Here is a 23,476-nt window from a genome sequence, read left to right on the forward strand (position 1 = left end):
AGAAAAATTGGGTCCATCAAAATTCTTCATTGATCACTTCTCATTTAATAAAAAATAATGGTTGTTATAGATAGATGAGCGAAAAAAAATCAAAGCCATTAGAAGATAAAAGTTCTACTTTTGCAATCCAAACTGTAAGATTAAGTCAGTATTTAGTTGCAGAAAGAAGGGGATATGTTTTGTCGAAGCAATTACTTCGTTCAGGAACAGCCGTAGGTGCTTTGATTAGAGAAGGTGAGTTTGCTGCAAGCAAAGCTAATTTTGTCAATAAGTTTACGGTTTCACTTCAAAACTTGGTGTTTGCACTAAAACGCACTCATTGATCATTGATCATTCATCACTTCCTCAAACCCCTCATCAATCAGCAGATTGCTTCCCTCAGCTGCTTTTACCGCCAATTGGTCACAGCGTTCGTTTTCGGCGTGGCCTGCATGACCCTTCACCCAAACAAATTTTGGAGAATGAATTTTATGCACTTCTAAATAGCGTTTCCATAAATCAACATTCTTTTTACCTTTAAATCCTTTTTTCTGCCAATTAAAAACCCAACCTTTTTCTACTGCATCAACAACATACTTTGAGTCAGAATAGATGGTTACTTTATGTTTGTTGCTTTTTAAAGCTTCTAGTGCAACAATAACAGCAAGTAATTCCATGCGATTATTGGTGGTTTTGCGAAACCCTTGGGAGAGCTCTTTCTCTATACCTTTAAAGCGAAGTAGAGCTCCATAACCACCTGGACCTGGATTCCCTTTCGCCGCACCGTCTGTATAAATTTCAATTGCCATACAAACAAAGCTAAGTTTTTGTTCCAAAATAGAACAGGGTTTCCTATGAATATTTTTTTTAGGCAATGTTGAAACGATTTTCAGGGGCTTGTGGGTAGGTGTAAACATCTTTAAATCAATATTTAAGGTTTGATTTATTTTGTTTTGAATCTAGTAAAGATTAAATTAATGTTAAATAATGGAAACTTTAAGCATGAAAATAGTTTCCATCGTTTATTTATATGTACTTTTGCGCACAAATGGATAAAAAGCGTAAAGAAATAATCGATAAATCAGCAATGATTTTTCTGCGACACGGAATTAGGTCCGTGACAATGGACGACCTAGCCAGAGAGTTGGGGATGTCTAAAAAAACCATCTATACCCATTTTAAAGATAAAGATGAATTGGTCATCCAAATCGTAACGACTTTAATAGAGCGAAATCAAGTGGCTTGTGAGGTCGGAAGAGCAAAGTCGGAAACAGCAATTGATGCCATGATGAGCATTAGTGAATTCTCCACACGTTTGTTTACAGAAATTCACTCATCGGTGTTTTATGACTTACAAAAATACTATCCTGAAGCATGGAACATTATTAAACAATACCGATTAAGTTTTATTAGCGATCAGATTACCCAAAATATTATACGAGGACAAGAAGAAGGCTTGTACATCGCAGAATTGGACCCGAAAATAATGGCGGGTATACATTTGTCAGTTGTGAGTATGCTAACAGATAGTAATGTTTTCGAAGTGGTAGCAAACGAGTATGGTGCGTTGTTAGAGGAAATAGTTTTGTTTCAGCTGCGGGGAATCGTAAATGATAAAGGAAGAAAGTTAATGTCAAAATACATGAAAAACAATAAGTAATGAACAGTTTAAAAACAGTTGTAATTTTAACTTTTGTGTTTGTAATTCAAACTACATTTTTTGCACAAGAGTTTTCACTTTTTGAAGCGCAAAGTTATGCTTTAGAAAATGCTGAGCAAATCAAACGATCAGAGTTGGATTTGGAGTCCGCGAAAAAACAAGTTGTAGAAACACGAGCAATGGGTTTGCCACAAATTAATGCCGAGGGAAGCTTTCAACAGTTTATTAATATCCCTACTCAGGTAGTTGATGGTGCTTTGATGGGACAGCCAGGAACAAACGTTGAGTTTCGAATGGGTCAAGAATACAATGCCAATGCTGGAGCAACATTAAATCAATTGATTTTTAATGGATCTTATTTTATTGGTTTACAAGTGTCAAAATTCTATACCGAATTTGTTTCAACAAACATCAAGAAGTCACAAGAAGATGTTTTGATGAATGTCACGCAAGCTTATCAAATGGCTTTGGTAAGTGCAAGGAATAAAGCTTTTGTGGATACTTTGGTTGGCTTAACAGAAGAATTAATCAACAAGCAAAGGGCGCTTTATGAAATCGGTTTGATTACTGAAGAAGAAGTTCAGCAAACTGAATTTTCATTGTTGTCTGCTCAAGCCAACCTAGTTGCAGCCAATACCGCACATCAAAATGCTTTGGTTATGCTTAAATTAACAATGGCTTATCCGATGGATAAGGAAATTACGTTAACTGAAGATTTAGATCAGTTATTGTCGGATCAAGAAAGGGAACTTTCAGGAGAAATTGAAAACAACTTAGAGTTAGAATTACTTAAAAAACAAAAAGTTCTTTCAGAATATGATTTGAAAAACATCAGAATGACCAATTATCCTCAATTGGTTGGGTTCTTTAATCATCAGTTTAACGCTTACAGAAGTGAGTTTGATTTTTTCAAGAGTAACCAATCATGGTTTAACCAAACAGTATGGGGCTTGAAACTCACCGTACCTATTTTCGCAGGTGGTGAGAGATGGGCGAAAATCCAAAAAGCCAAGATAGCCATTAAACAAGATGAGTTAATGGTCCAAGAGTTTCAACGCTCTTTACAAGCCCAAGAAGTTCAGTTGAATAATGAATTGAGAAGTGCAAGAGCAAATTTGAAATTGCAAAGACAAAACATTCAGTTGGCTAAAATCATTCATGAAAATGCTTTAGTAAAAGCAGAGATTGGAAAAGAAAACAGTATCATGGTGACTCAAAAATACAATCAACTTGTACAAGCCCAAAGTCAGTATGTAAGTGCAATGGTGGAAGTGTTCAACAAGAGGTTAGAGTTGGACAAATTATACAATGAATTAATAAGAAAATAATAGTTTTAAGACCGATGAAAAAATACTTTAAATCACTGATTGTTTTAGGAATACTAACATCAGTAGCGAGCTGTGGTTCAGATGCGAAATTGGATAAGTTAAAGGAGAAAAGATCAACTTTAAAAGTTCAATTAGCAGAGATTGACCAGCAAATTAAAAGTTTGGATACTGCGAAGGTAGTTATGCTACCTCTTGTTGAAGCAACGCCAGCGGAAATTAGAACATTCAAACATAAAGTGGTTGTGCAAGGAGATATTGAAACCGATAAAGCAGCAATGATTGTTGCCGAGGCAAGTGGGTTAATTCGCTCCATTACTGTAAAAGAAGGTCAAACAGTTTCAAAAGGACAAGTGTTGGCAAGAATTGACACTGAAATATTGGCCAGTAATATTAAAGAACTTCAAACGCAACTTGATTTCGCAGAGTATAACTTAGAAAAACAATCACAACTTTTCGATCGTGGTGTAGGTACAGAGTTTGAATTGAAGCAAGCAAAAAACCAAGTAGCGGCTTTGCGCTCACAATTGAATACGGTAAAAACACAATCGTCTAAATCTACTGTGAGAGCACCATACAGTGGAGTGGTGGATGAGATTGTTACACATGAAGGTGAAATGGCAAGTCCGCAGTCTCCAATTTTAAGGCTAGTCAACAATAAAGAAGTAGATGTTATCGGAAATATTTCTGAACACTATTACAGAACAATAAAAGAAGGAACTAAGGTTGAAGTTTTTGTGCCGACACTTAGAGATACCTTTGATTTGGAAGTCAGTTCTGTAGGAAACTTTATTAATCCTACCAATAGAACGTTCAGAATTAAAGCCAAAATCAAGAACAATGAGAGATTATTGCCGAATATGCTAGCTGAAATGCACATTACAGACTTGGTTATTGATAGTTCTGTAGTGGTTCCCGCTGTTTCGTTATTAAAAACTCAGAAAAACGAAAGTTATATTTTTGTATTGAAAAAAGAAGGTGAAAACTATGTTGCAAAGCAAGTTATGATTGAAGTAGTGAGTCAATACCAAAATAGTGCAGCCATAAACCTGATCGATACTAAAATTAACGCAGGAGATTTAATTGTTTCAGCAGGAGGGCGCGGAATTTCTGATGGAGATGTTGTTCGAATCGAGATAAAATAGAGTGATGGAAAAGAAAAATAAAATAAAGCTTTTTGGAATGTCCAATTGGGCAGTGAATAACTCCAAAACAGTTTTCTTGATTATTGCGATCCTTTTTATTGGTGGAGCTTTTTCTTACCAATCGATGCCCAAAGAAAACTTTCCAGAGTTACAAATCCCTGAAATTTATATTGGTATTGCTAAGCCAGGTTCTTCTCCGAAATATATGTCAGAGAAAATTGCTGAGGCCATTGAAAAGAAAGTAAAATCGATCAAGAAAGTAGACGAAATCAATGCCGATTCACAACACGGATATACAACCATTCGTGTCAAGTTTGAATTTGGAATAGATGTCAATGATGGATTAAACAAAGTGAAAGACGCTGTAGATCAGGCGCGTGCCGAGTCAGATTTCCCGGAATTACCTGTTGAACCCAATATTTTCGAGATTAATCCTAGTGATTTCCCAATCATGAACATCAACTTGAGTGGTGATAGTCCAAAGGTATTAAAAGAAATTGCTGAGGACCTTAAGGATTTGATTGAAGATTTAACTGAAATCAATGAAGTGAATATCCGTGGTGTTCAGGAAGAGGAAATGCGTATTGATGTTGACCGCTTGAAAGCTGAAGCGGTTCAAGTTTCGATAACTGACATCGAGAATGCTGTTTCTGCAGAACACGCAACAATTTCTGGAGGTGAAATCTTAATGAATGGAATGAGAAAAACCATTATGATTGATGGTGAGTTCCAAAATGCAGAAGAACTTGGAGAGATTATCGTGAAGCAAGAAGACTATATGCCGGTAAAATTGAAGGATATTGCTGATGTGTACTTTGGAAATGGGGATACCACTTCTTTTGCACGTGAGTTTGGTTCTCCTGTGGTGATGCTTGACATTATTAAACAAGGTGGTGAAAACTTATTGATTGCCGCTGATAAAATCAATGATATAGTTCAAAAAGCCAAAGATGAAAATGTTATTCCTCGAGGGGTAAATGTTTCTATTACCAATGACCAATCTGACCAAACACGTGATATGGTGGCTAACCTTGAGAATTCTATTGTGTTTGGAGTAATATTGGTGGTTATCGTTCTACTTTTCTTCCTTGGTGCAAGAAACGCTATGTTTGTTGGGGTAGCAATTCCTCTCTCTATGTTGATGTCGTTCATGATTCTACAAACAATGGGGGTTACCTTAAATACTATTGTGTTGTTTGCCCTGGTACTTGCTTTAGGTATGCTGGTGGATAACGGAATTGTGGTCGTCGAGAACATATATCGTTTAATGGATGAGGAAAATTATCCCCCATTTAAAGCAGCAATTCATGGAGTTAGTGAAGTGGCTTGGCCAATTATTGCCTCCACAGCTACAACTTTAGCGGCCTTTGTTCCGTTGGCGATATGGCCTGGAATATTTGGTGAGTTTATGAAGTTTCTTCCCATTACTTTGATGATTGTTTTAGGCTCATCCTTGTTTATTGCTTTGGTTATTAACCCGGTTCTTACGGCATTATACATGACGGTTGAACAAAAAAAACCAAAGAAAACGAAAACCCTAATTTATGGTGCAGCTACCATTGGAATAGGATTCTTGTTGGTGATGTTTAATATGGTTGTTTTTGGTAATATTGTAATGTTAATTGGAATCATAGCATTGCTAAATACTTTTGTTTTCTTTCCAGGTACAGTTGCTTTCCAAGAAAAGTTATTACCGGTACTAGAAAGATGGTACAGAAATTTTTTGACTTTCGCATTGAAAGGGTCAAGACCTATTCTATTTATCGTTGGGACTTTCGTATTGCTTATTGGGTCTATTGTTTTATTTACATTGAATCAACCAAAGGTTGAGTTCTTCCCTTCAAATCAAGCCAAGTTTGCAAACGTATTCATAACGCATCCAATTGGAACGGACATTATGGAAACAAACAAATCTGCATTGTTAATTGAAGAAAAAATCAATGAGATTCTAAGTCCATACATGGAAGGAATGGATCCAAATAATGTGAAAAAATCAGACTTGGTGCAGTCCATTATCGCACAGGTTGGGAAAGGTACAAGTGAACAAGGGATGGACATGGGGAATACCCCGCATAAAGCGAGAATTACCATCGACTTTACCGAGTTCCAATACCGTGACTCATTAAATACAACAGGTTATATTTTAAAGAAACTACAAAACGAACTAAGGGGAATTCTTCCAGCTGACGTTCAATTGTCGATTAAGAAAAATGAGATGGGACCGCCTCAAGAGGCCCCAATTAATATTGAGTTGACGAATATTTCTAAAGGAGAATATAAAGAGCTGATCTTAATTGCAACTGAAGTGAAGAAGTATCTAGACCGTCAAGCTGTTGAAGGTGTGGATGAATTGAAACTCAACGTTGAAGCAACCCGTCCAGAGATTCCGATTGTGGTAGATAGAGATCAAGTGAGAAAACTAAATGCTTCTACATCACAAGTGGGTATGGCCATTCGCCAAGCACTCTTGGGAGCAGATATTGCAACATTCACAAAGGACGAAGAAAATTATGATATGGTCGTTCGATTCAAACAAAACTCACGTTATGATTTGGATGCCTTGTTGGATCAAAAATTAATGTTTAGAAATAACAAAGGACAATTGTTGAATATTCCGATTCGAAGTGTGATTGAAGAACCTGAAGAAAACATTTCATACACGGGAGTGGTAAGAGAGGATCAAACTTCAAAGGTGATTATCTCCTCAGATGTTACCGAAGGGTATAATGGAAATGAAGTGGTTGAAGCGCTTAAAGAAAAAATGTTAGACTATGTATCGGAAGGAGGGTTACCTAAAGATGTGAAGTATAGTTTTACTGGACAACAACAGGAACAAGCGGATGAAATGGCCTTTTTAAGTAATGCTTTGTTAATCGCTGTTTTCTTAATATTGTTGATTATTGTAACACAGTTTAACTCGTTTTCTACTCCTGCAATTATCTTGTTCTCTGTTCTTCTTTCATTCATTGGAGTGTTCTTGGGATTAGCATTGAGCGGACAAACATTCGTGATTATGATGACCATGATCGGTATTATCTCGTTGGCTGGAGTTGTGGTAAATAACTCTATTGTATTGATTGATTACACGAATCTTATCCGTAGAGAAAATCGTGATAAATTAGGCCTTGAAGAAACTGAATTAGAGCCAGATGATGAGGTCGTAGCAGCTACAATCCGTGGGGGAGAAGTACGTTTACGTCCTGTTTTGTTAACGGCAATAACAACAGTTCTTGGATTATTGCCACTGGCAACGGGATTAAATATTGACTTTGTTGGTTTGTTAACCGATTATGATCCCAACATTTTCTTTGGTGGAGACAATAATATGTTTTTTGCACCTATGGCTTGGACGATTATTTATGGTTTGACATTCGCAACCTTCTTAACCTTAGTTATTGTCCCAGCAATGTATTTGAGTCTTTATAGATTTAAAGTGTGGATCTACAAGAAAATGAAATGGACCTTGAAAACTAACGTTTAGTTCTTTTGTTATAAATTATACTCAAAATTGCGGCGCTCTGTTTATAGGGTGCCGCTTTTTTGTTTCACATGATGAAAGGGTGCAAGGATGACGTTGGTCTTCGACCACTGATTTCCAGTAGATTATAAAATAATAATATATGATTTTGAATTAAACGAACTGATAAAGAGTAAGTTAAAAAATACGTCATCATCGGCATGCCAGTTTGAACAAACCGCACAAAAACAATTATCTATTGTCCATGATCAATTATTTTCTCCACCGCCTTCCACAAATCCCTAGCGGTATAATCCCAAGAAAAGGCTTTGGCGCGCTCTAAACCTTTTGCAATTAATTCGTCCCTTAAGTCCTTGTCTGTTAGAATGACCTTTAATTGGCTGGTTATTGAATCTACAGAATAGGGGTCGCAATACAAAACGGCATCTTCTCCTATCTCAGGAAGGGCTGTTAAATTTCCAGCTAAAACCGGAACTCCTGATTGCATGGCTTCAACCAATGGTATACCAAATCCCTCAAAGTAGCTTACAAAAGAAAGACAATCTGCACCTGCCATAATTTTAGCCAAACGATCTAAGGAAACATGTCCTGTAAAGTGAATAAAGGATTTCATGTTTTCATCAACCTTAATGGTTTGACTTTTCCACATGGATTCCCCCACAATTAATAAATGATGTGGAATGGCCCCTTTTGATTTTAATTTGGAGTAGGCTTCTATCAATCGTTGAAGATTTTTGCGTTTATGGATTGCTCCAACAAAGAGAACATAAGGATGACCTGCTGTGAATTCTTGTTGAACTTTGATTTTTTCTTCCGTTTGTATTTGTTGAAATACAGGAGAAACTCCATTGTAAGTGACATCAATTTTATCAGCTTCAATTCCATAGGTATCAATAATATCCGCTTTTGAAAAATGAGAAACCGTGCAGATGCGATCGGCCCTTTGAGCAAATAATGGAAATCGTTTTTTTAAAAACTTCAAAGCGCTTTTGGGCAAGTCACTTGGATTGTGTTCAAAATTTAAATCATGAATTACCGTGAGTTGTGGTAAATCTGTTTTTAGTGATAAATAGCCATCTGTAGAAACAAAAACATCACATTTGTACTTTTTTAAAGCCCTTGGAATTGCATAATCAAACCAAATGATTTGCAATATTGGATGCCTTGCAGGTGGATTAACCACAACTGGAGTGATGTTGTTTGAAAAGATAAACTTTTGATCAAAAGGCCTGTCAAAAAAGAAAATAAACTCATGCTCAGGGTGCTGTTGGGTAATTCTCAACATGGTTTCATAAGTGTACCACCCAAAACCCTCCATTTTATTCTTTAGTAAAAACCTCGCATTTATGCCTATTCTCATGTTCCCAAAGATATTAATATTCTCCTTATTTATGGCTACTCTTAATGTTTGGTGCCAAGTTTGTATAAACGGGGGCGTACAATGGACAATTAGAAGAAATATAATGCTTAACGTTTAATTTATTGGTCTCAGAAAGAGTTAAAACTATGTTATTGATAGACCTTGGGATTAGTGCATCTCGCTTTAGCTTCTAAAAATCTTATTTGATAGTAGACTTTAGATGTTAGACAAATAGTCTAATATCTAATGGTCAACTATTTTTTTAAGCATAGAATTTTATTCTCATGTGAACCTATGGTACTTTTGTCCATAGTGGTTCAATTTTACGAGGCTTCACTCAATACACTTGGAGCAAAGGCATAAACTCACAAGATTTTTTATTTATATTAAACTAAAAGCAGTACTTTTGTCCATTAAATTAAAGAGAACCGATAACATTTTATCATTCGAATAATCACATTAAGAACCATGTTTTTATTGCGCTTCCTTCGAAACAGCATATAGTATTATGGAAAAAGCATTAGCCGTTTTTCAATCATTAGCGTCAGAATTATTAGCAGATGAAAAAGTTAAATCTGTTGTGGATTATATTCCAGCAGAGCAGTTGTTCGACCGCTTAGACCTTTCTTTAAACGACAATCCGATTGATGATGCAACACATTTGGAGAAGTTGAAGGCCTTGATTATGGCAACACCAAGAACTGCAACAAACGGCTTTTTTAATCAGCTGTATGGAGGGAGAAATGAAAAAGCAGTACTCGGAGAATTGCTTGCTGTTTTGTTAAATAATAGCATGTACACCTACAAAGCTGCAGGCGCACAGGTAGGTGTTGAGAAAGTAGTTTTGCGTAAAGTTTGTGAAACAATCGGTTGGGATACAAATGCTGATGGAACCTTTGCTACTGGAGGCTCGCTGACCAATTTCATGTCTATGTTAATGGCCCGTGATGCTGCAAACAGTAAAGTGAGATTTGAAGGTGTTCGTCAAAGAATGACGGTTTATACTTCCATAGAGTCTCATTACAGTATTCCGAAAAATGCTGCTTTTGCTGGAATCGGTAGAGACAATGTGCGTTATATTCCTGTGAATAATGTTGGAGAAATGGACCCTGTGGCGTTAGATAAAGCCATTGCAAAAGATGTTGCTGATGGCTTACTCCCTGTGTTGGTTAATGCCACTGCAGGGACAACTGTTTTGGGGGCGTTTGACAACGTAGAGGCAATCAATGCGGTTTGTAAAAAACACGATGTCTGGATGCATGTAGATGGTGCTTATTGTGGTTCTGTTATTTTCAGTAAAAAATACAAACATCACCTAAAAGGCCTCGAAAATGTAGACTCTTTTAGCTTCAATGCCCATAAAATGATTGGTACGCCCTTAACTTGTTCCATTATTGTGGTAAAAGACAAAAAGCATTTGCGTGACTCCTTTGCAAACGATGCAGAGTACCTTTTTCAAACTGATGAGGATGAGTTTAACCCAGGGAAAACTTCACTACAATGTGGTCGAAGAAATGATGCTTTGAAGTTCTGGACTTTATGGAAAAGTGTGGGTACAAAGGGACTTGAGAAAATTGTTGATCACCAATTTGCCCTAGCAGATACCGCAAGAGAATATGTGAAAAATCATCCAGATTATACTTTCTATAGTTTTGATGACTCGATCTCAGTGTGCTTCAATTACAAAAACATTCCCGCACAGGAGCTGTCGGTGAAACTCTATGAAAAGGCCGAATTGATGGTGAGTCACGGAAACTTTCAAGAAAATGATTTTATTCGCTTCGTTACCATTAATGCTCAAAATAGCCATGATGAAATTTTAGCTTTCTTTAAAAGGTTAGAGGAATTCGTTGAAGAACACATGCCGGAGTATAGTGATGTGAAAACTATATAATTGAGAAATGCTTTCTCTCGGATTAAAATGGTATTTTGGTAAAAATTGACTTCTGGTTAAGTGGAACTAACCCCAATTTATTCCTAATTCAAAACTAATAATCATCTGAACTTTATCACCGTAACTTCGTCCATTAAGGTGATTTCAGGATAGAAACGCTGCATCTTTTCTCGCATATCGTCATGGTCTTCAAATCCATCATTTTTTAAGTCTTCACTTGTCACATTTGCCAAGTCTGTGTAATATACGGAAACTACCTCTACGATTTGTTGACGTTTTGTGCTAGCGCTTTCAAACAATAATTTGCCTAAAGCAATGTTTCTCCGACCTTTTCTAATGGTGGTTAACTTGCCTTTCTTCAAAGCATCAAATACATCTTCGTGTAAGCTTAATTTCTGCATTTTTTTGGTAAATAAAAGTCGGATGACTTCGAATTAAAAATAATCTTCTGTTAAAGTACGAATTTTCATTCCTTAAATAACCAATATTTTTTTGTAGTTTTATTCTTAAAAATAAAGAAAATGAAAACGCTATTACTATTACTTAAATTGATTTTATCACTCAGTGTTTTTGCTCAAACAGGACTTCAATCTACCCAAACTATGACCCACGATGGAAAAACAAGAGAGTATATTCTTTATGTTCCTCAGTCGTATGACGGCGCAGTGGAATTCCCTTTAGTTATCAATTTGCATGGCTATACTTCTAACATGAACGAGCAATTATTGTATGGTGACTTTCGTAAAATTGCAGATACAGCAAATTTTATTTTGGTTGTTCCGAATGGCTTAGTTGATGGCTCAGGGAATCAACATTGGAATTTCTTTCAACCTAATGGAGAAGATGATCTAGGCTTTTTATCTGCATTGATAGATGAATTAAGTACTAACTATACGGTTAATACCAACAGGGTTTATTCTACCGGAATGAGCAATGGTGGATATATGAGTATTCATCTGGCGTGTAATCTTTCTCATAAAATTACCGCAGTAGCATCGGTTACCGGCACAATGAATCCATATGCAATGTCGTCTTGCTCACCCAACAGGCCTGTTCCAACTATGTTGATACATGGGACTAATGATCCTACTGTTCCTTATAATGGAACAGCGACATCTGCTTCGGTTCCAAGCGTTATTGCACATTGGGTGGCTCAAACCAATGCTAACCCAACACCTGTTGTTACCAATGTACCAGACATTTCTACAACAGATGGATGTACAGCTGAGCATCATTTGTATACGGGAGGAACCAATGGTGCTTCTGTTGAACTGTTTAAAATTATTGATGGTGGACATACTTGGCCAGGCGCTCCAGTTAATGTTGGAGTAACGAACCAAGACATTGATGCAAGTACTGAAATTTGGAGGTTCTTTAGTCAATTCTCTACTTCCGAATTGGTAAGTGTTCAAGAAGAATTTATGGATTTGGTGACACTCTACCCTAATCCTTCACAAGGAAGTATTAAAATATCTCCGAAACAATCGATCGACAGAATTCTGGTTTTATCATCTGAAGGAAAAGTGATACGCTCTATAGAGAATATAATTCAAGAAATTAGCATTGACAATTTAGATTCAGGAATTTATTTTGTTCAAATTCAAACCAAAGATAAATCCATTTCACAAAAAGTAATTGTAAACTAATCATTCACCATTACAAACCTCTTCCTTTTCGATTAAAACTAAAGTCAACCTTATAATAGAATATTGGCAAGAAGCCTAATTGATAACGTTCTGCTATTGGTTCTGCAGATGGATTAATCAAGTTGGGAGCATAGCTTAATGCCAAAATGTTTTCTGTATTTAGGATGTTGACTAAATCCAATCCAATTTCATGGGTGAGCTTCTCTGTATTTAAAACATAAGTTATTTTGAAATCCAGTCTGAAGTAATCCTTAAATTGACGGGTATTAAATAAAGAATCTTTGTAAACGAGTTCGTTGGTGGCAATTGTTTGATCTATATCTACATAGCCATACCTTCTTCCTCCCGCAGCAGTAACTTTTACACCTGCAGAAATCATGTTCTTATCATTGATTTTGAATTCCTTTCCTGCCAAGAAGTTCACCGCATAGTTTCCGTTGAAATCTGTATTTCTTTCGATTCCATCACTTCCTTTATACTTTGATTCGAATAAGGAGCCTGTTACCAAGAAATAAAATGATTGATCAAAATGCTTCTGTAGGGTCAATTCAACTCCATAATTGGTTCCTGTTCCTTCATTTACAAGTTTTTCTGGAAAGAAGCGCTGAAAACCAGAACCTTGATTGATTAAACTAAAAGATGAAGAAAACTCGTCTACAGGAATGTTGTATAAATGTTGGTAATAGACTTCTGTTTTTACAGTGAGAGCATTTTTAAATGCTTTTTGATATCCAATTGCACTATGGAAACTTTTTGTGAAGTCCATCTTTTGATTATGTCTGCGCATTTCACCACTCTCATTTACCCTTTGATATGTATATTGATAGGTAGGTTGCATCTGAGAATGCAATCCTGCGCCGGCACTGATTTCATTTCCATTCTTCAATCGCCATTGCCAGCCTAACCTAGGTTCTGCATAACTCCAGCTTTCACTTAAGGAATAATATTGACTGTGCACACCCAGTGATAAATCCATTTTGTCATTAACCCTCCATTTATATTGTACGAAAGGTTGAATTAATGCACTAAAACCACTGTAGTCATGGCGGGTTACAAATTCTGTATGAGCTGAATTTAGCGCAGAGTCCACATTGCTGATGAAATATCCATCTACGTTAATTCCTGCCCGAATAATATGGTGCTTGTTTACTTTGTGATTTAAGCTTGCGTATAGTGCGGTCTTATGTGTTTTAAATAAATAACCCATCAGCTGATAAATAGAATCAGTCCTGTATGAATATTGAACCTCACCATCAGAATAAGTACTGTCTACACCACGAATCAAAAAGTCGTGACGTGATTTCTGTTGATCATAAGATTGCGCTACTGTTGCTTTAAAAAATGTGTTTTGTGACAAGGGTTTTTTGTAAGTAACTCCCAAAATACCCATGGCAGTTCCGAAGTACTGGTCTCTATCTCCTTCTCCGAAAGCTTCTTCTGTAACTTCCGTTTGGTCAGAAATTTTTATGGCGATATCAGATGCTCCTCCAATTCCAAATACGCCAAGATGTCCTCCTTTTTTCAATGGGAAGGAAAGTTTAAATGCTCCGTCTCCATAGGTGGGAACAGCATCTGTTCCAATTCTAATGTTCATTGCTTGGAATATGCTTAAGGTACTGTATCGACCCATGACCAAGTAACTCGATCGTTTATCTCTGTTGATTGGACCTTCGGCCATCACTTCTGTTCCTAGAAAACCAAATTGACCTGTGAATTCATGTTTGTCTGTGTTTCCATTTCTTAAACGCAAATCAAACACTCCTGAAATGGAGTTACCATAATCTGCTGGGAAGGCGGACATAAAGAAATCAGAGTTGGCTAAAATCTTATTGTTTAAAATGGCTACTGGTCCTCCTGTTGAACCTGAAGTTGCAAAGTGATTTGGATTGGGGATGTCCACACCTTCCACTTTCCAAAGAAGTCCTAAAGGCGAATTTCCACGCACTACAATGTCATTACGTGAATCGTCGGCTCCTTGAACACCAGCAAAATTGCTGGCCATACGTGCGGGGTCTCCTCGCGAACCAGCATATCGATTCGTTTCTTCTACACTAAATTGACGCGCAGAGATTAATGCCATGTCGTTATTGACTTCTCCTCTTTTACTTCCTACAATGTTAATTTCTTCAGTTGTTAGAATGTCTTCAACCAGGCGAATATTAACTACACTTTCTTTTCCAGAATTAACGATTACAGTTTGTGTGTTATTAAGGTAAGAATTGTAGCTGGTTGTAAGAAGGTATTTGCCAATTGGCACTTCAGAAAAACTGAATAAACCGTCTAAATCAGTCATGTTGTTGATGATCTTTGATGAATCATCAGAAACTAGTGTTAATCGTGCTCCGATTAATGGATATTGTGATTCTGAATCTACAACGCTTCCTTTAACTGTTTGAGATATTTGGCCCCAAATAGGGAATGAAATCAATGCTAAACCAATGAGTAAGTATTTCATCATAGGACTTTGTTTAAATGCAAAGAAACATAAAATTATTTTTTAGAATGTTCCTCCCATTCTTTTTTTGTCCACTCTTTAATGTATACATCTCTAAAAACGTAGTGGTTCATTTCATTTAGTTGTAAGTTTCTGACTTTAGAATAGGCAATTTTTATGGTTTCCTCATACCATAAGATAATAAACGGAGAGTCTTCCATCAAAATACTTTCTGCTTCTGCAAAGTGTTTATACCTCTCTACAATGTCTGTTGCGCTTCGACCTTTTTCAAAAGCTTCATCGAATGCTGGATTGCTGTACCGTGAATGATTCGTCAACGAAGGTTGAGAAGGGTCTTCGGGTACAGTTTTACCATAGCCGTTCATTAAGAACGACTCCGGACTATAATAATCAGCAAACCAAGATGACCTGAAAATTTGTCCGTTAGCATTTTCTTGATCCTTAATTTTATTCTGAAAGGGCATTCCATCTAAGTTGACATTAATGTTTAATACCTTCTTTAGTTGTTTCGCAACATCATCTGCTACCGCAGAATGAATAGTTCCTAAATTAAACTTGATATTCACATTAGGAAACCCTTCTCCATTGGGATATCCCGCCTCGGCTAAAAGCTGTTTTGCTTTTTCAGGATGGTATGAATAAGCGCTTTTCTTGACCATTTTAGAATCGTAACCATTAAATGCCGCTGGTGGAACAATACCTCCATCTCCCTTGCTGTAGGCCTGGTTGTTTAAGATGTTATTTACTATAGCTCCTTTGTTTATCGCATAATTAAAGGCTTTTCTTACCCTTACATCTTTAAATTCTTCTTGCAATAAATTGAAATGGTAAAACTGAGTCCCTAGCAATGGCTTGCGAATTAATAATAATTTCGGAGGCGTACTATTAAAGTCTTCTATTTTACCTTCTCCTAGCATCGTCGAAATTCTGCTTGGTGGAAGCCCATCGATTAACATGATCTCCTCGTTTTCAAACATTTCTAATTGCCTTAAACTACGAGACTCTACTTTAATAATTAAACTGTCTAAATAAGGCAGTTGATTTCCGGCTTCATCTTGTTCATAATAATTTTCGTTTCGTGTCAGAATAATGTTTGTAAGGCCATCTATTTCTCTATAACCCATAAACTGAAATGGTCCTGTTCCAATTAAGTCCGTTTCTAATCCTGCTTCAACTATTTTTTTGGAAACAACAACTGCTAAGACTTGCGCCATCTTGTTGATGAAGTTAATGTCTCTTTCAACCAGTTCAAAAATGATAGCGTTTCCTTTTACTTTTATCCCTTCTATATGGTCAGCTTCCTGGTTGTAAAATTGATCAGCTCCTTTAATTAACCCTTTGTAAATTGTTGAATATGCAACGGACTCCTTATTTTTATTTGGAGTGCATGCAAGTTCAATTGAATAAACCACATCTTCAGGAGTGAGTTTAATAAGCTCTTTAAAATCTTTATGTTGATGAAAGTAAACATCGTCCCTTAATTCAAATTGAATGGTTTTGCCATCTTCCGAAATATCCCAACTTTTTGCCAAACACGGTTCAACCTCCAAAGTTGTAGGGTTAAAAGTAACCAATCCTTGGTATACTTGATTTAGTAAATACCCTGAATATACATCTGATACATTTCTTGGAAGTAAAGTTTGGGGTTCGTTACTGATGGCAAACTTAAATGTTCCTCCTGCATGTTCAAATTTCTTTTTATCTCCTGAACCTGAACAAGAGATGAAAGTTAAAAGTAAGAATAAGAAGGCAACAAGTCCCGTAATTTTTGTTGAATACAACAATAGTCTGTGTTTTAAGTAAATTAGCATCGAATAGTAGTGTTTAAACTGAAGAACTAATTTAATAATAATTATTGCATTAAAAGTTTTATCTTCGCTTTTTTTTGGTTCATGGGGTGATTTTATACTTTTAAAGAAAAAAAAGATGCGAACTTATTGCTTTTTTAATAAATACCTACTAATATTGCAATTGATAAAACTATCATACAACTAATATAAATGAGAGCATTACTATTTTCAATCGTTTTTCTACTTACTGCCTTTAACCTCCACGCGGATTTATCCATAGAAGGAAGTTATCAAGGAAAAAACCTTTATGTTCAAAATCCGGCTTCTGAAGATGGATTTGGATTTTGCGTAACGAAGGTTACTGTGAACAATAATATTATGCCTGGAGGTGTCGGGAGAAGTGCATTCGAAATTGACTTTTCTTTGTTTAATGTAAAAGTAGGGGAGCCTGTTTTTATTGTTATTGAACATGGTGACGGATGTACGCCTAAAATTCTTAACCCAGAAGTACTTCTTCCAAAATCGACTTTTGAAGTGTCAGAAATGATTGTTGAAAAAGATGGAAGCGTTAAGTGGACAACGACTGGAGAACAGGGAGAATTACCTTATGTAATCGAACAGTACCGATGGAGTAAATGGGTAAGTGCTGGAGAGGTTGATGGAACTGGTGAAGAAGGACCAAATACCTACGAATTTAAAGTTACTCCACATTCAGGAGAGAATAAAATACGTGTGGTTCAAAAAGACCATTCAGGAACAAAAAGGAAATCTCCAGAGAAAACATTTACTTCTGAAGTAGAAGAGGTGAAAATGTCACCGACTAAAGTGAAAAGCGAAATTAAATTCACAGCCAACGGTGAACCAGCTGAAACTAAGTATGAAATTTATGATGCTTATGGAAACATCGTTAAAAAAGGATTCTCTTCAAGTGTAAATTGCGAAAATTTACGTAAAGGAGCCTACTATATTAACTTTGATAATAAAAATGAGAAATTCATAAAAGGTTAGTCGAAACTAAAAGATATTGTCCTGCTACATCTTGTGTAGCAGGATTTTTTTTACCCAAAAATAAGTGATGTATGAATAAAATTGAACATATTGGAATTGCTATAAAAAATATGGATGAGGCCATAAAGAACTATGAGATTTTGCTAGGTACAAAGTGTTACAAGGTTGAAGAAGTGGCTTCAGAAGGCGTTAAAACTGCATTTTTTAAAGTGGGGGAGTCTAAGATTGAATTGCTAGAAGCAACAAACCCAGAAAGTCCAATAGCAAAGTTTATTCTAAAAAGAGGTACGGGAATGCATCATATTGCATTTGACGTTACTGATATTTCAAAGGAAATCGAACGCCTTGAAAAAGAAGGGTATCAATTGATCCAGCGTTCCCCAAAAAATGGAGCAGACAATAAGTTAATTGCTTTTTTACACCCTAAATCTACTGAAGGTGTATTGGTAGAATTATGTCAGGAGAGAGTTCAGTAAGTAAATTACATTATCTTGTTTGACATCGAGGTGGTAGGCATGTAAACCAGCCTTATTCGCACCTTCTACGTGTTGGATAGAATCGTCTATAAATATTGTTTCAGAAGGATTAAAGCCTTCTCTTTTGCAAACTTCGAGAAATATCTCTGGGTTCGGTTTCCGCATTCCCATTGCGCAACTAAAATAGGTGCTTTTGAAATAAGCATCAAGTGAAGTGATTTGATGTGTCTCCTGTAGCTGTTGGTGAAAAAAATCTAAATGAATGGTGTTGGTATTGCTCAGTAAGGCGGTGTTGTATTGCTGTTTAAGTCTAGAAAGGTAGTTTAATCGCTCTGTGGGGAAGTCCAACAGCATGGCGTTCCATGCATTGATGATTTCTTCATTTTTTATTCCTTCTGGTAGATATTTACGTAATCCTTTAAGGAACTGTTGATCAGAAATATGACCAGTTTCTAAATCATCAAAAAGATTGTTTTGGGCGGCTTGACTGTATAACTCATCGAAATTTATAATTCCTAATTTTTTAAATGCGTTAATCGTGAGGTGATAATCGATGTTTAATAATACACCGCCTAAATCCAGAATGATGTTTTTGATTTTCATAAGGGTAAACATAAAAAAAAAGAGCGAACCCGATTAATCGAGTCGCTCTTTTTTAAAGTGATTGAATAACTAATTACTTAGTTAACTCAGCATTTAATTCAAAGTTAATCATCGTTGAAACGTGACCAGCTTCTGGCTTCTCAGGATTAACCTGCATTCCTGCTAGACCTGCTTCAGCAAAATCTACAGCGAATTTTCCAGAAATATTCATTGTCTTATCGTTGGTTGATACTTCAACTGGGAATGTTTCATTCATTGTATTACCAAAGAATTCAATTGCTACAGTTGCTTTTCCGTCAACGATTTGCGTTAATTTAACACCAACTTTTCCGTGTGCCTCAACATTGAAGAAATCTTCACTTGCAAGGTGTCCTTGAAGTTTGTCTTTTCCGCTTTCTGCATCTAGGTCTTGAACGTCAATTGTTGTCATGTCAACAGTGAATGTACCTTCGTAATCATCACCTGTTTTTGTTACAGACCCTTCTGTGATGCTTACAACACCATTGTGTGTTTTACCATCACTTTCTCCACCAGTCCAAGAACCTTCCCACATTAGTGAGCTTGCTTCAGCGTTTAGAGTGTATGTTTCAGCAACAACCTCTTCAGTTTTGTTTTCTTCTTTTACTTCTTTTGCTTCTTCTGTTTCACCACATGCAGTGAACAATAGAGCAGCAAAAGCTAATACTCCGTAAATTGATTTTTTCATTATTTTTCTCTTTAAATTATAATTCATGCAAATATAATTAATATTTATTTACCAAGGTAGTTAAATTAAATTAAGTTTTTCTGAAAATTCTTGCTAAATTCGTGGTTCAAATGGGAAAAGATATCGAAAAATATAGCAGAAGAGGACTCCAGTCTGGGTATCTTTCTGTAGTGGTTGGAATCTCGCTGGTGCTGTTTATGCTCGGTTTAGTTTTGGGTGCTTATTTTGGACTTGAGTATACGCAAAACGCAGCTAAAGAAAATATTGAAATCGACTTGTTCTTTAATCCAGAACTAAATGACTCAGATATTAAAATGATTGAACAGGAACTAAAAAGCTGGGAAGAAATAAAATCTGTTTGGTTCGTTTCTCCAGAACGTGCGCTCGAAGTCTTTCAATCCAATGAACAAGAAGCACAAGAAATTAAAGAAATCTTTAACGATAGAAGCCCATTTCCGCCTTCGGTATCCTTTAATCCAGTTGGAAATATTGTAAACAAAGAAGGACTGGCAGAAGTCAAAGAGAAAATTTTACAAGCCTATCCTGAACAGGTGGCAGAAGTTAACTATGACGAAAACCGAGTGAGTCAAGTAAACCTCGGATTCCTACAATGGATTTATTTGTTCGTGGCAATTGGTGCGCTGCTCACTATTATTGCCTTCGCAATGATCAACAATACCATCCGTTTGGCCTTATATTCGAAAAGATTTACAATAAAAACAATGCAATTGGTAGGAGCGAAGTCAGGTTTTATTCGTCGCCCTTTCTTAATTAACTCCATTATTCAAGGATTTTTATCTGCACTTATTGGTGTAGCTTTGTTGTTGGGAGTGTTCTTTGCTTTGAAAAGATATATGGACATTATCGCCTCAACTTATAACTTAGAAACATTTTTAATTTTGTTTGGTGTACTTGTTTTGTTAGGAGTTTTAATTAGCTTACTTTCGACATGGTTTGCATTAAATAAATATTTGAGAAAAAGACTTGATAATTTATACTAGAACTTATTCATTATGAAAGAAAAAGAAAAAAGCACTTTCCTTTTTAATAAATCAAATTACACCTTTTTAATCATTGGTGTGTTGCTTAATATTATTGGGTTTTTGTTAATGATTGGTGGTGCAGCAGAAAGTTTGGATGAATTTAATCCTGATGAATTGTTTTCTCCTGTTCGACTAACAGTAGCGCCAATCTTAATCCTTTCAGGTTATGCTGTAATTATTTATAGTATCATGAAAAAACCAAAAGGATTGAAGAACAATAAGGATTTGATTGAAAAGTAAAGCTGAAACTTACTGAATGGATAAACGCGACTATGATTTTCGAAAAGGAGAAGTGCTACTTGTAGATAAACCGCTTCACTGGACATCTTTTGATGTGGTAAACAAGTTGCGTTGGCCCCTCAGTAAAAAATACAAGATTAAACGTTTTAAAGTTGGGCATGCCGGAACTTTAGATCCGCTAGCTACTGGTCTTCTAATTATTTGCACTGGCAAAAGCACAAAGCTAAGCGAGTCCTTGACTTCTGAAGATAAAACCTATACAGGAACACTTCTTCTGGGGAAAACCACACCAAGCTTCGATTTAGAAACCGAGTTTGATCAAACTTTTAAAACGGAACACATTACTGAAGCGAAAATTTACGCGCTTGCCCAATCGTTTGAAGGTGCTCAAAAGCAAACTCCACCGGTTTTTTCTGCAAAGAAAGTGAACGGTAAAAGGGCATACGAATCCGCAAGAAAGGGACAAGCTATTGAGTTAAAAGAAAATGATATTTTTATTCATTCTTTCTCGATTGAAGCGATACGTTTCCCAGAAGTTGACTTTAAAATAAAATGCTCAAAAGGAACATATATACGTTCTATAGCCAACGATTTTGGAAAGGCATTGAACTCCGGAGCAACTTTAACGGCCTTGAGGAGAACTGCTTCAGGTGATTTTCTCATTGAAAATGCAAAATCGGTCGACGAGTGGGTTGAAATCATTGCTGCTACTGAAATATTGGAAGAACAGTAAAACGTTATTAACATGGAAGAGACGACTAATCAACGAGTTCTAGTTCTAGCAGACTTAGAGGCGTTGGAGAATGAGCACGACAAAACCAATGCTTTTCTTGTAGAGCACTCTTCAGCAATTCTTGATGTTGCTAACTTTGAAATCGGGCAGGTTACAGAAAATGACAAGGTGCTTTTGTACCTCTGTGATTCAAATATTAAAACGATACTTCCCAAATTGGCTAAGCTAGGTTGTGCAATTGGTTTCTTGCCTCATCCAGAAGCCACCCAAGCACGGTCTGGTTATAAAGTTCCCAAAGATACTAAAGAGGCTTTTGAGGAGCTGTTGAATTCTGAAAGAGAGGTTGAAACAGGGATTCTAACGTGTAATGAAGAGATTGTTTTAAACTATGTGGTGATCGGTGAAATGGTCACGTTTTTAACCAAAAAGTCCTCAAGAAAAAACATATATTATAGAATGTTGAGGTTTTTTAAGTACCTCAAAAGATTAGTGAATATTAGGGCCTTGCCTTTTACCGTACAAGTAGAAGATAAAACTCCGATTGAAACAGCAGCAACCGATATATTGATTGTTCAATATGCACACAACTCAATTGTTTCTCGAATTTTTGTATCCAAAGAACTGTCTAGCGAAAGGCTCTTTCATACATTTATTTTTACGCCAAGAAGTGTTTTGCAATTGACCAGGTCGTATATTGTTAAACTTCTTCTTGGAGCAGGTCAAAAAAATAAAGCGTTTAAATTTTTAAGTCGATTAAAAACGGAGGATTTAACCATTTCTTCTGTTCAAGAATTTAAATGCAATATTGATGGTAAATACACGAATGTAAAAGAGTTAAAGTTTGTATTTGAAAGTAGTTTTAACCAAATTCCAAGTGATTCTATCCAATACGAAGTGGAGTCCAAAGACAACAGTAGTTCGAAAACCTTTCAGGTAAAAAACCTTCCTAAAGGTGAGGCGAGAAAAGAGATGGTTAGGAAGCGACTTCCTTTTATTACACACGCTTCAGCCGATGAGTATAAAGAGCTCTTTACTCAGTTGAGAGAGAACGCTCGTCCCAGTCAAAATTATGTCATCCTCATGATTTTGTCAGTTATCCTTGCAACTCTTGGTGTTTTTGCAAATTCATCACCAGTGATTATTGGAGCAATGATTTTGGCCCCATTAATGTCTCCAATTATATCGTTCTCAATGGGAGTGCTAAGACAGGATAGAGAGCTGATGAAGAATAGTTTTATCACTATTCTTGTTGGGGTTGGTGTAGGGTATTTATTTGCTATTCTTTTCACTTTAATAACACCAATCAATCAAATCAACGCTGAAATCACCTCGCGAATTGAACCCAATATTATTGATTTAGGTATTGCTGTGGTTTCTGGTGCTGCTGGCGCTTATGCCTTTTCTAAAGAAGAGATTGCCAAAACCCTCGCAGGTGTTGCAATTGCAGTAGCTCTTGTTCCTCCTCTAGCGGTTTCTGGAATAGGCTTGGCATGGTTAAATTTTGATATCTTTTTTGGTGCTTTCCTCTTGTTGATCACCAACCTTACAGGAATGGTTTTAGCAGCGGCCTTTACTTTTTTAATGACAGGATATAGTCCGTTTAAATTGGCCAAAAAAGGTTTGCTGATTTCTTTGGCTGTCGTCCTTTCAATCAGTATTCCATTGGGATATGGGTTCTTTAAAGTCGTTGAAGAAAATAAGATCATTCGTTCATTAAATGGTACAGAAATCAATAATAATATCCTTGAAAATGTTATTTTAGAGTCGCGTAAACCATTTGTAATCTCTCTAGATGTGTTGGCAAAGTCTATACCTGACGATGCTGAGATTGACAATATAAAGCGAGAGATAGAACAAATCGTGGGCGAAGATGTTACCTTAAAAGCAGCAATACGTCTAAAAAGATAAGCTGCATATTGTGTTATTAAGGCCATA

The 23,476-nt window shown here is 36.3% G+C and carries 20 protein-coding genes; 13 read left to right on the forward strand and 7 right to left on the reverse strand.

Annotated features, from left to right (window positions below; all coding sequences use genetic code 11):
- Nucleotides 1-74: 74 nt before the first annotated feature.
- Nucleotides 75-323 (forward strand): four helix bundle protein, encoded by a 249-nt coding sequence (locus ACN0U3_RS12355; protein ID WP_417266463.1) that lies wholly within the window; start codon nt 75-77, stop codon nt 321-323.
- Here the strand turns inward: ACN0U3_RS12355 and rnhA are convergent, their stop codons facing one another.
- Nucleotides 324-788 (reverse strand): ribonuclease HI, encoded by a 465-nt coding sequence (rnhA, locus tag ACN0U3_RS12360; RefSeq protein WP_417266464.1) that lies wholly within the window; start codon nt 786-788, stop codon nt 324-326.
- 239 nt (nt 789-1,027) lie between these two features.
- On the opposite strand from rnhA, the gene ACN0U3_RS12365 reads away from it, so the two are divergent.
- From ACN0U3_RS12365 to ACN0U3_RS12380, 4 genes are read left to right on the forward strand one after another with little or no spacing between them, the layout of a single operon-like run.
- Complete coding sequence (locus ACN0U3_RS12365) at nt 1,028-1,639, forward strand: TetR/AcrR family transcriptional regulator (protein WP_417266465.1); 612 nt, start codon at nt 1,028-1,030, stop codon at nt 1,637-1,639.
- On the forward strand, nt 1,639-2,967 hold the full coding sequence (locus tag ACN0U3_RS12370) for a TolC family protein (RefSeq protein WP_417266466.1): 1,329 nt from the start codon (nt 1,639-1,641) through the stop codon (nt 2,965-2,967). Before ACN0U3_RS12365 ends, ACN0U3_RS12370 begins: the two co-directional genes overlap by 1 nt.
- A gap of 14 nt (nt 2,968-2,981) precedes the next feature.
- Complete coding sequence (locus tag ACN0U3_RS12375; RefSeq protein ID WP_417266467.1) at nt 2,982-4,109, forward strand: efflux RND transporter periplasmic adaptor subunit; 1,128 nt, start codon at nt 2,982-2,984, stop codon at nt 4,107-4,109.
- A 4-nt stretch (nt 4,110-4,113) separates the two neighbouring features.
- On the forward strand, nt 4,114-7,590 hold the full coding sequence (locus ACN0U3_RS12380; RefSeq protein WP_417266468.1) for an efflux RND transporter permease subunit: 3,477 nt from the start codon (nt 4,114-4,116) through the stop codon (nt 7,588-7,590).
- A 232-nt stretch (nt 7,591-7,822) separates the two neighbouring features.
- Here the strand turns inward: ACN0U3_RS12380 and ACN0U3_RS12385 are convergent, their stop codons facing one another.
- Nucleotides 7,823-8,947: a glycosyltransferase family 4 protein gene (locus ACN0U3_RS12385; protein ID WP_417266469.1), complete on the reverse strand. Its 1,125-nt coding sequence runs from the start codon at nt 8,945-8,947 to the stop codon at nt 7,823-7,825.
- A 508-nt stretch (nt 8,948-9,455) separates the two neighbouring features.
- Here ACN0U3_RS12385 and ACN0U3_RS12390 point away from each other — a divergent pair.
- Entirely contained in the window at nt 9,456-10,841 is a 1,386-nt protein-coding gene (locus ACN0U3_RS12390) for a pyridoxal phosphate-dependent decarboxylase family protein (RefSeq protein ID WP_417266470.1), read from the forward strand.
- Nucleotides 10,842-10,942: 101 nt separating this feature from the next.
- Here the strand turns inward: ACN0U3_RS12390 and ACN0U3_RS12395 are convergent, their stop codons facing one another.
- Nucleotides 10,943-11,242, reverse strand: a complete 300-nt coding sequence (locus ACN0U3_RS12395) for an ASCH domain-containing protein (RefSeq protein WP_417266471.1) — start codon at nt 11,240-11,242, stop codon at nt 10,943-10,945.
- A gap of 120 nt (nt 11,243-11,362) precedes the next feature.
- Between ACN0U3_RS12395 and ACN0U3_RS12400 the strand changes: the two genes are divergently transcribed.
- On the forward strand, nt 11,363-12,487 hold the full coding sequence (locus ACN0U3_RS12400; protein ID WP_417266472.1) for a T9SS type A sorting domain-containing protein: 1,125 nt from the start codon (nt 11,363-11,365) through the stop codon (nt 12,485-12,487).
- Nucleotides 12,488-12,497: 10 nt separating this feature from the next.
- Here the strand turns inward: ACN0U3_RS12400 and ACN0U3_RS12405 are convergent, their stop codons facing one another.
- Together ACN0U3_RS12405 and ACN0U3_RS12410 are read right to left on the reverse strand one after the other, a co-directional pair.
- Nucleotides 12,498-14,945 (reverse strand): carboxypeptidase regulatory-like domain-containing protein, encoded by a 2,448-nt coding sequence (locus ACN0U3_RS12405; protein WP_417266473.1) that lies wholly within the window; start codon nt 14,943-14,945, stop codon nt 12,498-12,500.
- Between the two features lie 32 nt (nt 14,946-14,977).
- A complete protein-coding gene (locus ACN0U3_RS12410) occupies nt 14,978-16,753 on the reverse strand; it encodes an ABC transporter substrate-binding protein (protein WP_417266474.1) in 1,776 nt (591 codons plus the stop codon).
- A gap of 189 nt (nt 16,754-16,942) precedes the next feature.
- Here ACN0U3_RS12410 and ACN0U3_RS12415 point away from each other — a divergent pair, with 189 nt between their 5' ends.
- A complete protein-coding gene (locus tag ACN0U3_RS12415) occupies nt 16,943-17,740 on the forward strand; it encodes a T9SS type A sorting domain-containing protein (RefSeq protein ID WP_417266475.1) in 798 nt (265 codons plus the stop codon).
- A 71-nt stretch (nt 17,741-17,811) separates the two neighbouring features.
- On the forward strand, nt 17,812-18,216 hold the full coding sequence (gene mce, locus ACN0U3_RS12420) for a methylmalonyl-CoA epimerase (RefSeq protein WP_417266476.1): 405 nt from the start codon (nt 17,812-17,814) through the stop codon (nt 18,214-18,216).
- On the opposite strand, the gene ACN0U3_RS12425 is transcribed toward mce, so the two are convergent.
- Together ACN0U3_RS12425 and ACN0U3_RS12430 are read right to left on the reverse strand one after the other, a co-directional pair.
- On the reverse strand, nt 18,193-18,819 hold the full coding sequence (locus tag ACN0U3_RS12425) for an HAD family hydrolase (protein WP_417266477.1): 627 nt from the start codon (nt 18,817-18,819) through the stop codon (nt 18,193-18,195). The two genes, mce and ACN0U3_RS12425, sit on opposite strands and share 24 nt — an antisense overlap.
- Nucleotides 18,820-18,892: 73 nt before the next feature.
- Complete coding sequence (locus tag ACN0U3_RS12430; protein ID WP_417266478.1) at nt 18,893-19,525, reverse strand: YceI family protein; 633 nt, start codon at nt 19,523-19,525, stop codon at nt 18,893-18,895.
- Between the two features lie 110 nt (nt 19,526-19,635).
- Between ACN0U3_RS12430 and ACN0U3_RS12435 the strand changes: the two genes are divergently transcribed.
- From ACN0U3_RS12435 to ACN0U3_RS12450, 4 genes are read left to right on the forward strand one after another with little or no spacing between them, the layout of a single operon-like run.
- The gene (locus tag ACN0U3_RS12435; protein WP_417266479.1) at nt 19,636-20,526 is read left to right on the forward strand and encodes a cell division protein FtsX; all 891 of its coding nucleotides are present in this window, start codon (nt 19,636-19,638) and stop codon (nt 20,524-20,526) included.
- A gap of 12 nt (nt 20,527-20,538) precedes the next feature.
- Complete coding sequence (locus ACN0U3_RS12440) at nt 20,539-20,808, forward strand: DUF3098 domain-containing protein (RefSeq protein ID WP_299206687.1); 270 nt, start codon at nt 20,539-20,541, stop codon at nt 20,806-20,808.
- A 16-nt stretch (nt 20,809-20,824) separates the two neighbouring features.
- Entirely contained in the window at nt 20,825-21,541 is a 717-nt protein-coding gene (gene truB, locus ACN0U3_RS12445; protein WP_299206685.1) for a tRNA pseudouridine(55) synthase TruB, read from the forward strand.
- Between the two features lie 12 nt (nt 21,542-21,553).
- Nucleotides 21,554-23,449: a TIGR00341 family protein gene (locus tag ACN0U3_RS12450; RefSeq protein ID WP_417266480.1), complete on the forward strand. Its 1,896-nt coding sequence runs from the start codon at nt 21,554-21,556 to the stop codon at nt 23,447-23,449.
- The last annotated feature ends 27 nt before the right edge of the window (nt 23,450-23,476 follow it).

It is taken from the genome of Brumimicrobium sp., from assembly GCF_048268645.1.
Classification (GTDB): domain Bacteria; phylum Bacteroidota; class Bacteroidia; order Flavobacteriales_D; family Crocinitomicaceae; genus Brumimicrobium; species Brumimicrobium ulvae.

Excerpts from the sequence above, each read along its gene's own strand:
- ACN0U3_RS12355 (WP_417266463.1), top strand. The coding sequence starts at position 75 with ATGAGCGAAAAAAAATCAAAGCCATTAGAAGATAAAAGTTCTACTTTT.
- rnhA (WP_417266464.1), bottom strand. The coding sequence starts at position 788 with ATGGCAATTGAAATTTATACAGACGGTGCGGCGAAAGGGAATCCAGGT.
- ACN0U3_RS12365 (WP_417266465.1), top strand. The coding sequence starts at position 1,028 with ATGGATAAAAAGCGTAAAGAAATAATCGATAAATCAGCAATGATTTTT.
- ACN0U3_RS12370 (WP_417266466.1), top strand. The coding sequence starts at position 1,639 with ATGAACAGTTTAAAAACAGTTGTAATTTTAACTTTTGTGTTTGTAATT.
- ACN0U3_RS12375 (WP_417266467.1), top strand. The coding sequence starts at position 2,982 with ATGAAAAAATACTTTAAATCACTGATTGTTTTAGGAATACTAACATCA.
- ACN0U3_RS12380 (WP_417266468.1), top strand. The coding sequence starts at position 4,114 with ATGGAAAAGAAAAATAAAATAAAGCTTTTTGGAATGTCCAATTGGGCA.
- ACN0U3_RS12385 (WP_417266469.1), bottom strand. The coding sequence starts at position 8,947 with ATGAGAATAGGCATAAATGCGAGGTTTTTACTAAAGAATAAAATGGAG.
- ACN0U3_RS12390 (WP_417266470.1), top strand. The coding sequence starts at position 9,456 with ATGGAAAAAGCATTAGCCGTTTTTCAATCATTAGCGTCAGAATTATTA.
- ACN0U3_RS12395 (WP_417266471.1), bottom strand. The coding sequence starts at position 11,242 with ATGCAGAAATTAAGCTTACACGAAGATGTATTTGATGCTTTGAAGAAA.
- ACN0U3_RS12400 (WP_417266472.1), top strand. The coding sequence starts at position 11,363 with ATGAAAACGCTATTACTATTACTTAAATTGATTTTATCACTCAGTGTT.
- ACN0U3_RS12405 (WP_417266473.1), bottom strand. The coding sequence starts at position 14,945 with ATGATGAAATACTTACTCATTGGTTTAGCATTGATTTCATTCCCTATT.
- ACN0U3_RS12410 (WP_417266474.1), bottom strand. The coding sequence starts at position 16,753 with ATGCTAATTTACTTAAAACACAGACTATTGTTGTATTCAACAAAAATT.
- ACN0U3_RS12415 (WP_417266475.1), top strand. The coding sequence starts at position 16,943 with ATGAGAGCATTACTATTTTCAATCGTTTTTCTACTTACTGCCTTTAAC.
- mce (WP_417266476.1), top strand. The coding sequence starts at position 17,812 with ATGAATAAAATTGAACATATTGGAATTGCTATAAAAAATATGGATGAG.
- ACN0U3_RS12425 (WP_417266477.1), bottom strand. The coding sequence starts at position 18,819 with ATGAAAATCAAAAACATCATTCTGGATTTAGGCGGTGTATTATTAAAC.
- ACN0U3_RS12430 (WP_417266478.1), bottom strand. The coding sequence starts at position 19,525 with ATGAAAAAATCAATTTACGGAGTATTAGCTTTTGCTGCTCTATTGTTC.
- ACN0U3_RS12435 (WP_417266479.1), top strand. The coding sequence starts at position 19,636 with ATGGGAAAAGATATCGAAAAATATAGCAGAAGAGGACTCCAGTCTGGG.
- ACN0U3_RS12440 (WP_299206687.1), top strand. The coding sequence starts at position 20,539 with ATGAAAGAAAAAGAAAAAAGCACTTTCCTTTTTAATAAATCAAATTAC.
- truB (WP_299206685.1), top strand. The coding sequence starts at position 20,825 with ATGGATAAACGCGACTATGATTTTCGAAAAGGAGAAGTGCTACTTGTA.
- ACN0U3_RS12450 (WP_417266480.1), top strand. The coding sequence starts at position 21,554 with ATGGAAGAGACGACTAATCAACGAGTTCTAGTTCTAGCAGACTTAGAG.